At 64.3% G+C, this 11,941-nt stretch carries 17 protein-coding genes; 6 read left to right on the top strand and 11 right to left on the bottom strand.

The genetic code is table 11. The annotated features are described in order from the left end of the window. Positions 1–22 precede the first annotated feature (22 nt). From GGR44_RS16325 to GGR44_RS16315, 3 genes are read right to left on the bottom strand one after another with little or no spacing between them, the layout of a single operon-like run. Positions 23–481, bottom strand: a complete 459-nt coding sequence (locus GGR44_RS16325) for a RidA family protein (RefSeq protein ID WP_183956553.1) — start codon at positions 479–481, stop codon at positions 23–25. Positions 482–485: 4 nt separating this feature from the next. After that, positions 486–1,130 carry an HAD family hydrolase gene (locus GGR44_RS16320; protein WP_183956552.1) on the bottom strand — a complete coding sequence of 215 codons (645 nt, stop codon included), beginning with the start codon at positions 1,128–1,130 and terminating at the stop codon, positions 486–488. Next, the gene (locus GGR44_RS16315) at positions 1,127–1,414 is read right to left on the bottom strand and encodes a DUF3572 domain-containing protein (RefSeq protein WP_183956551.1); all 288 of its coding nucleotides are present in this window, start codon (positions 1,412–1,414) and stop codon (positions 1,127–1,129) included. Before GGR44_RS16315 ends, GGR44_RS16320 begins: the two co-directional genes overlap by 4 nt. A gap of 63 nt (positions 1,415–1,477) precedes the next feature. On the opposite strand from GGR44_RS16315, the gene GGR44_RS16310 reads away from it, so the two are divergent. Both GGR44_RS16310 and GGR44_RS16305 read left to right on the top strand, forming a co-directional pair. Further along, complete coding sequence (locus GGR44_RS16310) at positions 1,478–1,840, top strand: response regulator (protein WP_183956550.1); 363 nt, start codon at positions 1,478–1,480, stop codon at positions 1,838–1,840. Between the two features lie 165 nt (positions 1,841–2,005). Further along, positions 2,006–3,874: a PhoX family protein gene (locus GGR44_RS16305; protein WP_183956549.1), complete on the top strand. Its 1,869-nt coding sequence runs from the start codon at positions 2,006–2,008 to the stop codon at positions 3,872–3,874. Between the two features lie 147 nt (positions 3,875–4,021). Here GGR44_RS16305 and rpmG read toward each other — a convergent pair whose 3' ends face one another. Beyond that, the gene (gene rpmG, locus GGR44_RS16300) at positions 4,022–4,189 is read right to left on the bottom strand and encodes a 50S ribosomal protein L33 (RefSeq protein WP_183956548.1); all 168 of its coding nucleotides are present in this window, start codon (positions 4,187–4,189) and stop codon (positions 4,022–4,024) included. A gap of 201 nt (positions 4,190–4,390) precedes the next feature. Between rpmG and GGR44_RS16295 the strand changes: the two genes are divergently transcribed. From GGR44_RS16295 to GGR44_RS16285, 3 genes are all read left to right on the top strand, one after another. Then, on the top strand, positions 4,391–4,714 hold the full coding sequence (locus GGR44_RS16295; RefSeq protein WP_246344734.1) for a hypothetical protein: 324 nt from the start codon (positions 4,391–4,393) through the stop codon (positions 4,712–4,714). 15 nt (positions 4,715–4,729) lie between these two features. Next, a complete protein-coding gene (locus GGR44_RS16290; protein ID WP_183956547.1) occupies positions 4,730–5,296 on the top strand; it encodes a TMEM165/GDT1 family protein in 567 nt (188 codons plus the stop codon). A 119-nt stretch (positions 5,297–5,415) separates the two neighbouring features. Further along, positions 5,416–5,907 (top strand): Dps family protein, encoded by a 492-nt coding sequence (locus GGR44_RS16285; RefSeq protein ID WP_183956546.1) that lies wholly within the window; start codon positions 5,416–5,418, stop codon positions 5,905–5,907. Between the two features lie 27 nt (positions 5,908–5,934). Here the strand turns inward: GGR44_RS16285 and GGR44_RS16280 are convergent, their stop codons facing one another. Genes GGR44_RS16280 through cobS form a run of 5 tightly spaced genes read right to left on the bottom strand, consistent with a single transcriptional unit; the run spans position 5,935 to position 10,695 of the window. Further along, the gene (locus tag GGR44_RS16280) at positions 5,935–6,735 is read right to left on the bottom strand and encodes an enoyl-CoA hydratase/isomerase family protein (RefSeq protein WP_183956545.1); all 801 of its coding nucleotides are present in this window, start codon (positions 6,733–6,735) and stop codon (positions 5,935–5,937) included. A gap of 4 nt (positions 6,736–6,739) precedes the next feature. Next, a complete protein-coding gene (locus GGR44_RS16275) occupies positions 6,740–7,213 on the bottom strand; it encodes a GreA/GreB family elongation factor (RefSeq protein WP_183956544.1) in 474 nt (157 codons plus the stop codon). Positions 7,214–7,263: 50 nt separating this feature from the next. Further along, positions 7,264–9,090 carry a cobaltochelatase subunit CobT gene (cobT, locus tag GGR44_RS16270; protein ID WP_183956543.1) on the bottom strand — a complete coding sequence of 609 codons (1,827 nt, stop codon included), beginning with the start codon at positions 9,088–9,090 and terminating at the stop codon, positions 7,264–7,266. Continuing rightward, entirely contained in the window at positions 9,087–9,680 is a 594-nt protein-coding gene (locus GGR44_RS16265; protein WP_183956542.1) for a sulfotransferase family 2 domain-containing protein, read from the bottom strand. Before GGR44_RS16265 ends, cobT begins: the two co-directional genes overlap by 4 nt. A gap of 7 nt (positions 9,681–9,687) precedes the next feature. Beyond that, entirely contained in the window at positions 9,688–10,695 is a 1,008-nt protein-coding gene (gene cobS / locus GGR44_RS16260; RefSeq protein WP_183956541.1) for a cobaltochelatase subunit CobS, read from the bottom strand. A 140-nt stretch (positions 10,696–10,835) separates the two neighbouring features. On the opposite strand from cobS, the gene GGR44_RS16255 reads away from it, so the two are divergent. Continuing rightward, a complete protein-coding gene (locus tag GGR44_RS16255; RefSeq protein WP_183956540.1) occupies positions 10,836–11,063 on the top strand; it encodes a hypothetical protein in 228 nt (75 codons plus the stop codon). Positions 11,064–11,191: 128 nt separating this feature from the next. On the opposite strand, the gene GGR44_RS17130 is transcribed toward GGR44_RS16255, so the two are convergent. Next, complete coding sequence (locus GGR44_RS17130; protein ID WP_281374321.1) at positions 11,192–11,314, bottom strand: hypothetical protein; 123 nt, start codon at positions 11,312–11,314, stop codon at positions 11,192–11,194. Between the two features lie 52 nt (positions 11,315–11,366). Beyond that, entirely contained in the window at positions 11,367–11,897 is a 531-nt protein-coding gene (locus GGR44_RS16250; RefSeq protein WP_183956539.1) for a translation initiation factor 2, read from the bottom strand. Positions 11,898–11,941: the final 44 nt, after the last annotated feature.

Below are 11,941 nucleotides of genomic sequence, written 5' to 3'. Positions count from 1 at the left end.
CCCGCATTGGCAAGGGTCGGGTTCAGCCCTTCACCTGCACGATGGCGTCGATTTCCACCACTGCGCCCAGCGGCAGCACCGGCACGCCCACCGCGCTGCGCGCATGTCTGCCCGCGTCGCCAAAGACTTCGGCCATCAATTCGGACGCGCCATTGGCGACTTTGGGCTGATCGGTGAAGTCGGCCGCGCTGTTGATGAAAGCGCCCAGCTTCACCACATGCTCGACCCGGTCGAGACTGCCCAGAGCCGCCTCGATCTGGGCCAGCAGCATCAGGCCGCAACGCCGCGCCGCCTCCACCCCATAGTCGAGATCGCGATCCTCGCCCAAGCGGCCGGTCATCAGCGCGCCGTCGCGGAACGGCAACTGCCCCGATACATGCAGCAGCCCGCCCGCCAGCACGGCGGGAACATAGGCGGCCACCGGCGCTGCGGCCACGGGCAGGGTGATGTCCAGTTCCTTCAGGCGGGCTTCGATGCTCATAATCCTATCCTTCCATCATCGGCGGCGCTGGCGCTGGCCCTTGCGCCAGCCGGTCGCTGATCCATTGTTCGGCCGCCGCCCATGTGTCGATGCGGGCATGGGCGGCGGGTGCGGGCGGCACCTGTACCGACAGTTCGGGTTCGCCCACCATATGCAATCGCCAGACGCCGGGCGCATGGCGGCTGACCGATCCATGATGTTCGGCCAGATCGTCGATGAACAAAGCCACGGATGGCTGGCGTTCGGCGACGATACGGGCCAGCGGCCTGCCCTTTGCGCCCTGGTTCCAGTGGACCGGCGCGTGCAGGCCGTGCGCGGCCAGTTGCTCGATCCGCGCCTGATGATGCCGCTCGCCGATATTGGTCAGCACCACGATGTCGGCCCGCTCCGACAGGCGGCCGAGCGTGCCCATCGCGCCATCGATCGGCTTTTGACGCGCCATTTCGGTATCGAAGAAGGCGATCAGCAATGCCCACACCTGTTCGCGCCCGATCAGCTCGCCGCTGTCCTTGTGCCGCAAAGCCTCGGTAAAATCATGGCCGCGAAAATTGAAATGCACGCGGTGCGTCTCGTCCAGCCATTCGCGGAAAGGGACGACCATGTGCAACAGCACTTCATCGCAATCGGTAATGATCAGCGGCCTGCTCATGCGCCCAGCGCCCTCCGTGCGGCGATCAGGTCGGCCGGATCGACTCCCAGTTCCGCCGCACAGACAATAAGATCGGGTTCATGATCGGCCAGAAAGCCCAACACCGCGCCCAGCACGGCTCCATTGTCCAGGCCATCGCGCAATGCTTGCGAATCAAGGCCGGTCAAGGCGAGCAGCCGATCGGCGCGCGCCCCATCCGACAGCGTCCATCCCAGAGCCATCAACGCCAGCGTCTGCGCCTGCTCCCCGGCGCCGCCCTTGCCATTTTCACCGTGTGGCCGCATGGTCGTCTCTCTGCAAATCGGCGCCAGGGGGTGCCCGGTTGCTGTTTCGAATGCGGGTGACTGGTGGCAAAGCGCGTGCTCGTTGTCGAGGACAACGAACTCAATCTCAAACTTTTTTGCGATCTGCTGCGCGCGCACGGGCATGAAACCCTGGCCGTGCGCGATGGCCGCGACCTCATCGCGCAGGCCAGCGACTTTTCGCCCGACCTTGTCATCATGGATATTCACCTGCCCCATGTCAGCGGCATGGACCTGATCGTCGCGTTGAAACGTCATGCCGCGCTGGCGGCCGTTCCGGTGATGGCCGTCACCGCCTATGCGGGCAAGGGCGACGAGGACGCGGTCCGCGCGGCAGGCGCACAGGCCTATGTTTCCAAGCCCATTTCCGTGAAACGCTTCGTGGAACAGGTGGACGCGCTGCTCTGAACCGGCAGCGGGAAACAATCGGGAAAAAATGTCACACACCCGTCCCTGAAAATTCTTCGCACTATCATCGTTCAGCCCTTCCTACGTCATCCCCTTCTGCAACCCACCCCAGGCAAGCGGCGGCTCTTTGCCGACACGCATATTGGCCACAGGGGAAATCAGTCCATGTCTCATCTGACCGACGAAGCGCGCGCGCCCTATCGCGACGCGCAGCCGCAAATTACCGGCGGCGAAAACAGCCTGGAAGCGATCGTCGCCGCCAATCCGGCGCGCCGCACCATCCTGAAGAACGGCCTTCTGGGCCTGTCGATCCTGCCGATGATGGGCGCCTTGGCCGCCTGCGACGATGACGACGCGGCCCCCGCGACGCCCGCGCCCACCCCGACGCCGACGCCCACCCCGGCCCCGGCGCCCAGCTATGACATCGCCTTCACGCCGGTCGCCGCCAACATGAACGACACGGTGACCGTGCCGTCGGGCTATACCGTCGACGTGCTGCTGAAAGCGGGCGATTCGATCGTCGCCGGCACGCCCTATTCGGGCAGCTTCCCGACCCCGGCCGACGCCGAGAAATGGGCGGGCGGCAACCATGACGGCATGGAATATTTCGAGCTGCCGGGCGTCGACGCGAACAGCGGCGGCCTGCTGGCGCTGAATTTCGAATATCCCGATTTCAACATCCTGATGTCGGGCGATTATGATCCGGCGACCGCAACCGCCGACCAGAAGGCGCTGGCCCTGTCGGCCGTGGGCATCGGCGTCGTCGAAATCGCCAAGGGCAGCGATGGCAAATGGGCGGTGAAGGCCGGGTCGCGTTACAACAAGCGTTATACCGGCAACAGCAACTATCATGCCGGCGGCCCCGCCGCGGGCGTCATCTCCTCGACCATCAAGGGGATGCTCAACAATTGCGCGTCGGGCCGCACCCCCTGGGGCACCTATCTTACCTGCGAGGAAACGACCGACAATTATCTCGACCCCGCGCAGCCGGAAAATAATTATGGCTGGGTGGTCGAAATCGACCCCTATCAGGAACTGGCCGTGCCCACCAAGCGCACCGCGCTCGGCCGCTTCAGCCATGAAAACATCGCCTACATGGCCAACAACGCCAAGCGCGCCGCCTTCTACATGGGCGACGATTCGACGCCGGGCTGCATCTACAAATTCGTGCCCGACCGCGCGTTCAGCGACAATCGCGCGGCGAACATCCACCTGCTCGACTATGGCACGCTCTATGTCGCCCGCTTCAACGCGGACGGCACCGGCGAATGGCGCGTGCTGACCGTGGGTCAGAACGGCCTGACCGTCGGCGCGTCGGACCCCGGCAATGTCAGCCAGAGCACCACGCCGCCCGCGCCGACCATCGTCGATTTCCGCAACCAGGCCGATGTCGTCATCCAGTGCCAGCAAGCCGCGCGCGTTGCCGGCGGCACGGTCATGGACCGTCCGGAATGGATCACGGTCGCGCCCGACAACAGCGCCATCTTCGTCACGCTGACCAACAACAGCAGCCGCAAGGTGACGGACGCCGCCAACCCGCGCGTCACCAACCGCCACGGCCACATCATCAAGTTCAAGGAACAGGACAACTCGCCGCTGGCGGCTGCCTTCACCTGGGAAATCTTCCTGCTGGCGGGCGATCCGTCGCTGGCTTCGGGCGGCGATAATCTGGTCGGCGACATCAATGGCGACACCTTCTCCAGCCCCGATGGTCTCCGTATCGATCCCAAGGGCCGCCTGTGGGTGCAGACCGATCACAGCGTTCCGGGCAATTCGGGCGTCAGCGGCAGGAGCATCGACGACGTGTTCGGCCACAATGCGATGTTCTATGTCGACCAGACGACGAAGGAATCGAAGCGCTTCCTGGTCGGGCCGGAAGGCTGCGAGATCACCGGCCTTGCCTATACGCCGGACCTCAAGACTTTCTTCGTGAACATTCAGCATCCCACGGGCGACTGGCCGGTGTCGGGTCAGGAACCGCGTTCCTCGACCATCGTCGTCACCCGCACCGACGCCAAGCCGGTCGGCAACTGATCATCCTGTCCCCCCGGCCCATGGGTCGGGGGGATATCGCTCCACCGGGAAAACCAACAAGGAAAGGCCCGCTCCCCTGGCTGGGGGCGGGCCTTTTCGATTCAAGCCTCGCTGCCGCCGGAGCGCAGAGCGCCCCGGACCACGCGTTTACTTGATCTTGGCTTCCTTGAACTCGACATGCTTGCGCGCGACCGGATCATATTTCCGGAAGGACAGCTTTTCGGTCTTGGTGCGCGGGTTCTTCTTGGTGACGTAGAAGAAGCCGGTGTCAGCGGTGCTGACGAGTCTGATCTTGACGGTCGCTGGCTTGGCCATGGCCCAAATCCTTACGGTCTATTCGAAAAATCGGCGAAAAATAAAAGCGGCCCCGTGGGACCGCCCCGTTTCGGCTGACGCCCATGATGCAGATTCGCCTTTCTGTCAAGGCCAGCGCGCTTTCCGCCACGCTTTACGCGCCCTTAACCCTGCACGCGCATGATGCCATCGGGACGAAACATCAGCGGGGGAGATACCCCAATGCGGCACGACACGACACTGGCCATTCGCGCGGACCTGATCCGGCGCATAGACGCGCTTGCGGGCCAGCGCGGGCATCTTTCGGTTCCACGCATCCATGACGAGGTCGACCAGATCCGCCACATCGCGCGCAGTTTCCGGCTCGACGCGCTGGAGGGGCTGGCCGCGACATTGCAGAGCGCGCTGTCGCTCAACGGCCATGGCCCGGTGGTTCTGTCCTATCTCGACCTGATGCGCGAAGCGCTGGGTATGGAGGTCGATATCGGCGTGATGCCCCCGGCCTATGCGGTGGCGATCCGTCCCGTCGCACGCCCGCACGCCTAAGACCGTTCACGACCCATGGATGCCCTGCTGACCGCCTTGCTTGGTTGCCTGCTGGGCGAAATCGGGGACAAGAGCCAGTTGCTGCTGATCGCGCTGGCGATGCGGTTCAACCGCAATGGCGTGATGATCGCCGCCATCGCCGTCGCCGCCATCGCCAATGCCGCCCTTTCGGCCGCAGCGGGCGCGTTCATCGCGCCCATGCTGGCGACCAATGCCCGCATATTGTTCCTGGCGCTGGCGCTCATCTTTCTGGGCGGGGGCCTGCTGATGCGCGTGCGACAGCCAGACATGCTGGAGGGCTGGCGGCTGGGCGCCTTCCTGACGAGTGCGCTGGGCCTCTTCATCCTGGGCTTTGGCGACGGGCCGCAATTCCTGATCTTGGGCGTCGCCACGCGCACGGGCGAACCGATGCTGGCCGCGCTGGGCGGGGCGATCGGCGTGATCGCCGCGCAGACGACGGCCGTGCTGATGCGTGAACGGTTGCTCGCGGTGCTGCCGATCCGCGCCATAAGGCTGGGTGGCGGCGCGCTGGTGCTGGCGGCGGGCTTCATGGTCGGCGCGACCGCTCTTTCCCTGACCTGATCGAATATTCCCATCAGCCTGATCGGGAAAATTCCAGCCTTATTCTGAAACCCCATGGCACCAAATCGCGGTTTGATCATTATATATCCGAAATCAGTTTCCAGATCAGGAGGACATATATGACCACCGCAGACCTCAAGACGCCGACCGATTTGAAGAGCAACGCGACCAAGACCGTGGCCGAGGCGCTGAATGGCGTTCTGGCCGACAGCTATGCGCTTTATTTCAAGACCAAGAATTTCCACTGGCATGTCTCGGGGCCGCATTTCCGCGATTATCACCTGATGTTCGATGAACAGGCGGCGCAGATTTTGGCGACGACCGACGCCATTGCCGAGCGCGTGCGCAAGACCGGCAACACCACGCTGCGCTCCATCGGCGACATCGCCCGCCACCAGACGGTGAAGGACAATGACCAGGATTTCGTCAGCCCCGCCGACATGCTGAAGGAACTGCGCGAGGATAATCTGAAGCTGGTCGAAACGCTGCGCGCCGCCAAGGAAGCGGCCGACGAGGCGGGCGACAACGCCACCGACGGGCTGATCGACGATTGGACCGATCAGGCGGAAGAACGCGCCTGGTTCCTGTTCGAAGCCAGCCGGGGCGCATAAGCGCTGCGACCGGCCGCCAATCCTGACTCAGCGCCGCCTGGCGAAATCCGGGCGGCGCTTTTCCATGAAAGCGGCCACGCCTTCGCGGCCCTCCGCGCCGGCGGCGGCGGCGGATATGCCCCGCGCCTCGATCTCCAACTGCGCCTCCAGCCCCGCGCCAAAGCTGCCGAGCAATTGCGCGCGCACGGCGCCGATAGCGCCCGTGGCCGACGCGACCAGCGTGCGCGCGGTCGCCATGGCGTCCTCCATCAGCGCGCCATCATCGACCATGCGCGTAACGAGGCCGATGCGCGCCGCTTCTTCCGCCCCGATACGCTGGTTGGTAAGCAGCATTTCCTGCGTCCGGCGCAGGCCGATGAGGCGCGGCAGCAGCCAGGTCGCCCCGCCATCCGGGGTCAGGCCGATACCGCCATAACCGGGCGTGAAATGCGCGGAAGCGCCGGCGATCACGATGTCGCCCATGATCGCCATGCCCAGCCCGGCGCCCGCCGCCGGGCCGTTGACCGCGCACACCAGCGGTTTCGCCATGCGACACAGGCGCGACGTCGCCATGTGCAATATCCCCGCCAGCTCGCTGAGCGCGCCGCCCGCGCCGTCACCCGCCGCCAGCATCAGGCCGATGTCGCCCCCGGCGCAGAACATGCGGCCCGCGCCCGTCAACACGACGCAGCGCACGTCCGCGTCCTGATCGACCGCGATCGCCGCCTCGACCAGCCCGCGCGCCAGCCCGACATTGACGGCGTTGCCATTGTCCGGGCGGTTGAGCGTGATGATGGCGATGGCCCCTCCCGAAGCGTCATCACGGGTCAGTCCCACTTCGTCGGTCATATCCTCACTCTCCTTGCGGGATGGCTTCCACGGCCAGCACGGTTATCGCCCCGTCCTTGCCGGCGAAATCCACATTTTCATCAGGCCAGGCGCCCATGACGGCGCGGGCGAGCGGCGCGGAAAAGGCGATGCGCCCGGCATGGGGGTCCGCCTCGTCATCGCCGACAATATCGATGCGGCGTTCCTGGCCGTTGAGGCTGATGGTCACACGGCTGCCGAAGGCGACCTCCTCGCCCTGCGGCGCGGGCTGCGCCTGTGCGGTGGCCAGCCGCGTGCGCCAGTAACGCAATTCGCGCCGGTGCTTCTTCACCGCGTCCTCGTCCAGCCCCGACAGGTCAGCCGCCTCCAGCGCCGCCACGCGGCCCTGCGTCAGCGCGAGGCCGCGCGCCGTCACCCAGTTGGGGCCGGGCGGGATCGGCAGCTCGAATTTCGGCTCCATATGCTCATCGTCGCTCTCACGACGAAAGGCGACGCTCATCTCACTCTCCCATAGTCCGCGCCCCTGCGCAGACGGGCGCCTTCACAGGTTCAATCCTCGTCGAACAGCCCGGCCAACTGCTCCACCATCGTGCCGCCCAGTTGTTCGGCGTCCATGATCGTCACGGCGCGGCGATAATAGCGGGTGACGTCGTGGCCGATACCGATGGCGACCAGTTGCACCGGCGATCGGTTCTCGATCCAGTCGATCACCTGCCGCAAATGCCGCTCCAGATAGGTGCCGCTGTTGACCGACAGGGTGGAATCGTCGACCGGCGCGCCGTCGGAAATCACCATCAAAATGCGGCGATCCTCATTGCGGGCGAGCAGGCGATTGTGCGCCCACATCAGCGCCTCGCCATCGATATTTTCCTTCAGCAGCCCTTCGCGCATCATCAGGCCCAGATTCTTGCGCGCGCGCCGCCAGGGTTCGTCGGCCTTCTTGTAGATGATGTGGCGCAGGTCGTTGAGGCGGCCGGGCATGGGCGGACGCCCGGCGGCCAGCCAGTCCTCGCGGCTCTGCCCGCCCTTCCATGCGCGCGTCGTAAAGCCCAATATCTCGGTCTTGACGCCGCAACGCTCCAGCGTGCGCGCCATGATGTCGGCGCTGATCGCCGCGATGCTGATCGGCCGCCCGCGCATCGAGCCCGAATTGTCGATCAACAAGGTGACGACCGTGTCGCGGAACTCGGTATCCCGTTCGATCTTGTAGGACAGCGACCGGGTCGGGTCGATGACGATACGGGCCAGCCGCGCCGCATCCAAAATCCCTTCTTCCTGATCGAAATCCCAGGACCGCGACTGTTGCGCCATCAATCGACGTTGCAGCCGGTTGGCGAGTTTCGTCACCGCGCCCTGAAGGCTGACAAGCTGCTGGTCGAGGAAACCGCGCAGGCGCAGCAGCTCATCCTCGTCGCACAGATCCTCCGCCGTGACGATCTCGTCATGCTTGGTCGTATAGGGGCGATAGTCGAAACCGGGCGGCATGTCCGACATGGGGCGATTGGGGCGCACGGGCATCATGCCCTCTTCGCCCATGTCGTCGGCGCCTTCGTCGCTGTCGGCGTCGAAATCGTCGCTATATTCGGTCTCGCCGTCTTCGGTGTCGCCGCCCTGATCCTCGGCGCGCGCCTCGGCGTTCATATCACTGTCGCCGGCCTCTTCCTCGCCGGAATCGCCCTCTTCCTGCTCCTGTTCCTCATCCTCGCCCTCATCCTGGGATTCGGGTTCGTCGGTTTCGGGCGGGGTCTCGGCATCGACCAGTTGCAGATGCGCCAGCATCGCCCCGGTCAGCTTCTGGAAGGCGCGCTGGTCGTCGATCGCCATGGCGAGGGCATCAAGGTCGGCGCCCGCCTTGTCCTCGATCCACGGGTCGACCATCGCCATGGCCAGCGCCACGTCGGTCGGCACCGGCTGCCCTGTCAAACGCTCGCGCACCTTCAGCGCCAGCGCCGTCGACAGCGGCACTTCCTCGGCATTGCGCGCCCGGCGCATCGGGTCGGACTTCAACCGCAGGTCGAGTGCTTGGTTGAGGTTGTCGCGCACGCCCGCCATCGCGCGCGACCCGATGGCCTCCACCCGCGCCTGCTCGACCGCGTCATAAACGGCGCGGGCCACGGCATCGGCGGGCGCACCCCCGCCATGCACCTTCGCATTATGATGGCGCAGTTTCAGCGCATTGGCGTCGGCGAAGCCGCGCGCCAGCGCCACCTGATCGGCGGGCAGGTTGCGGCCGGGCGCGGGCACCTTGATCGCCTTGCCCGCCATGTGCGGCGTATCGGCGGTGAAGCCCACCTCCACCTCCGCATCGCGCGCCATCGCCCGCGCCGCGCCGGACAGCACATCCTTGAAAGCATCTAGGGCGGATTTTTCGGTCATGCGCAATCCGGAAGGGAATAGCCGAAGATTCGGAAGTCATCGGCATAATAGCGCGAAACCATCGCGCGAACATAGGCGGACGGGGTTTCGGCGGAGTGGCGGGACATGTTGAGGTGCGGCAACATGATGGCGCCTAAACCAAGCCTCTGCGCCAGGACGCCCATATCCCGATCCAGCGTTTCGAACCGGAAGACATGATCCACACCGATTTCGCCGTCGAGGGCGATAAAACTGTGCTGCGGAGCGATGCGCGCCGGTTTGCATATCGCGGGGTCGCCGGATTCAACCGCGCGGGCATAGTCATCCAGCGACTGCAAATGCCGCGTTTCCGCGACATCCTGCGTCTTGAGGTAGCGGAAATGCGAAGCGAAACGCATGAGCGGATTGCGCACCACCGCAAAGCTGACCCGGCTGCTGACGGCGTCGCGCCCCACTCTGGCCGCGAACGCCGCCAGCGTTTCATGCTTGGTCGTGGCGAGGCATTGCGGATGGCGGCCGCCAGCCACCCGCAGCAGCGCGCGCGACAGGCTGGTGCCCGCTGTCTTGGGTATATGGACGAACAGGAACGCCGGGTTGTCCGATATGACCACGCTGGCGCTACCCCGCGCGGCTCGCCACGCTTTCGGGCAGATCCTTGCCGAACACGCGCTGATAATATTCGGCCACCAGCGCCCTCTCCGCCTCGTCGCACTTGTTGAGGAAGGACAGGCGGAAGGCGAAGCCGACATTCTTGAAGATCAGCGCATTTTGCGCCCAGCTTATCACGGTGCGGGGCGACATGACGGTCGAAATGTCGCCGTTGACGAAGCCCTGCCGGGTCAGCTCGGCGACCTTGATCATGTTCTCGACCTCCTTGCGGCCGCCCTCATGGTCATATTCGCCGGACTTGGCCAGCACCACCTGCGCTTCGGTCGCGGCGGGCAGATAATTGAGCGCCACCACCAGATTCCACCGGTCCATCTGGCCCTGGTTGATCTGTTGCGTGCCATGATAAAGGCCGGTCGTATCGCCGAGGCCGACAGTGTTGGCGGTGGCGAACAGGCGGAACCAGGGATTGGGGCGGATGACGCGATTCTGGTCGAGCAGCGTCATCTTGCCGTCGGTTTCCAGCACGCGCTGGATAACGAACATCACGTCCGGGCGGCCGGCGTCATATTCGTCGAACACGAGGGCGACCGGGCGCTGCAACGCCCAGGGCAACAGCCCTTCGCGGAATTCGGTGACCTGCTGACCATCCTTCAGGACGATGGCGTCGCGGCCGACAAGGTCGATGCGGCTGATATGCGCATCCAGGTTGATGCGGATACACGGCCATTTCAGGCGCGCGGCCACCTGTTCGATATGGCTCGATTTGCCGGTGCCGTGATAGCCCTGCACCATGACCCGCCGGTTAAAGGCGAACCCCGCCAGAATCGCCAGCGTCGTGTCCGGATCGAACACATAGGCGGGGTCGAGATCAGGCACCCGCTCGTCCGCCTGGCTGAAAGCGGGAACCTTGAGGTCGACGTCGACGCCGAACATCTCGCGCGCATCCACCTCGCTATCGGGCGCGTCGAGCAAGGTTTCGGCGCGGGCATCGGGCTGGACGTTGGAAATGTCGGTCATGGGCTTCTCTTGGCAAACGGTGCGGAGTCGGTTCAGCCCTAGCGCAGGGGGCGAGCCGCTGTCGAGGGAGGCGTTGGGGGAATGGGATGTGGTATAGGCCGGGTGCTGTGGTAGGACAGGGGCGGTTTGGGGGGATTGGCATGAAGAAGATTTCAGAAGTCGAGGCTCGACATGCCGTCTTGAAGCATATCGAGGGCTTTGATCTGAATGGCTGGCGCTATGCATTGGCCGAATTGCGATATTCTGAAATCGACAAAACATGGATTGCACTGTTTGATACATATCATCCGGACGGGGCGCGGTTCGACGGTCCGGTTTGTTTTGTGATCGATAAGTTTGGCGTGCATGGCGGACCGACCGGATTGTAACAATCCGTTCGCCCTGAGTAGGGACTGAGCTTGTCGAAGGCCCGTATCGAAGGGTCTGTGCGACGACTATCCTTCGATACGCCGCTTCGACAAGCTCAGCGGCTACTCAGGACGAACGGAAGTGGTGGTTAAACCGCCCATTCCGCCACATCCGCCTCCTGCCCGATCAACGCCAACCCATGGGCGATGGACGTCAGTTCGCCGCCGGCGGCGATGCGGTCGTCGCCGAAGCGGGCGCGGCAATGATACAAAACGGGCTCCGCCTGTCAGCAGAGCCCGCAAAACTGATAAATCGGAATATGCTTATTCCGGCGTGTTCGCGCCACCCTCCGGGGCATCCTCCAGACCCGCGAGCTTCGGCCCGATCGTCTTGGCAACGTCGGTGCGCACAGAATCATTATGCGCCTTGACGGTCATCACCACCTTACCACTCTTGTCCAGCAGAACCGCTTCTTCGGACGAACCTTCCGGTGCCAAGCGAACGATCAGGGGGCGCGGGTAGAGCCGGTTGCTGGAGCCGTTGCTGCCGTCGACAATGGCACCGACGCCGCCGCCAAGCAAAATATTGCCGAAGGCCGAACCACCCAGCTTCGACTGGATCAGAACATAGGTCGGTTTATGCCCCGGAAGCGTGATGTCCGCGCGAATATCATCCTTGCGTTTGAACTCCAATTTGCACGGCGTGGTGCATTCCTGCCCCCCGGTGAACAGGATATGAGCGCCGCCGGGCGTCGTTTCGGCACTGTAATCAGTCTTCGTGCCGTTCAGAACGGTGGCACAACCCCCAAGACCCAATGCCAGAGTCGCTGCGGCCACTGCGAAAACCATCTTCATAACTAATTGATCCCCCATTTCGGATGAATGAGGGGGTGTTGACA

The sequence above is a fragment of the Sphingobium fontiphilum genome (genome assembly GCF_014196635.1).
Classification (GTDB): Bacteria; Pseudomonadota; Alphaproteobacteria; order Sphingomonadales; family Sphingomonadaceae; genus Sphingobium; species Sphingobium fontiphilum.
This window is presented reverse-complemented; position numbering and strand designations above follow the sequence as displayed.

Bases quoted from the DNA above. Each gene is read 5' to 3' on its own strand.
- GGR44_RS16295 (WP_246344734.1), top strand. From the start codon at position 4,391: ATGCGGCACGACACGACACTGGCCATTCGCGCGGACCTGATCCGGCGC.
- GGR44_RS16285 (WP_183956546.1), top strand. From the start codon at position 5,416: ATGACCACCGCAGACCTCAAGACGCCGACCGATTTGAAGAGCAACGCG.
- cobS (WP_183956541.1), bottom strand. From the start codon at position 10,695: ATGACCGACATTTCCAACGTCCAGCCCGATGCCCGCGCCGAAACCTTG.
- GGR44_RS16315 (WP_183956551.1), bottom strand. From the start codon at position 1,414: ATGCGGCCACACGGTGAAAATGGCAAGGGCGGCGCCGGGGAGCAGGCG.
- GGR44_RS16275 (WP_183956544.1), bottom strand. From the start codon at position 7,213: ATGAGCGTCGCCTTTCGTCGTGAGAGCGACGATGAGCATATGGAGCCG.
- GGR44_RS16320 (WP_183956552.1), bottom strand. From the start codon at position 1,130: ATGAGCAGGCCGCTGATCATTACCGATTGCGATGAAGTGCTGTTGCAC.
- GGR44_RS16325 (WP_183956553.1), bottom strand. From the start codon at position 481: ATGAGCATCGAAGCCCGCCTGAAGGAACTGGACATCACCCTGCCCGTG.
- GGR44_RS16250 (WP_183956539.1), bottom strand. From the start codon at position 11,897: ATGAAGATGGTTTTCGCAGTGGCCGCAGCGACTCTGGCATTGGGTCTT.
- cobT (WP_183956543.1), bottom strand. From the start codon at position 9,090: ATGACCGAAAAATCCGCCCTAGATGCTTTCAAGGATGTGCTGTCCGGC.
- GGR44_RS16255 (WP_183956540.1), top strand. From the start codon at position 10,836: ATGAAGAAGATTTCAGAAGTCGAGGCTCGACATGCCGTCTTGAAGCAT.
- rpmG (WP_183956548.1), bottom strand. From the start codon at position 4,189: ATGGCCAAGCCAGCGACCGTCAAGATCAGACTCGTCAGCACCGCTGAC.
- GGR44_RS16290 (WP_183956547.1), top strand. From the start codon at position 4,730: ATGGATGCCCTGCTGACCGCCTTGCTTGGTTGCCTGCTGGGCGAAATC.
- GGR44_RS16280 (WP_183956545.1), bottom strand. From the start codon at position 6,735: ATGACCGACGAAGTGGGACTGACCCGTGATGACGCTTCGGGAGGGGCC.
- GGR44_RS16305 (WP_183956549.1), top strand. From the start codon at position 2,006: ATGTCTCATCTGACCGACGAAGCGCGCGCGCCCTATCGCGACGCGCAG.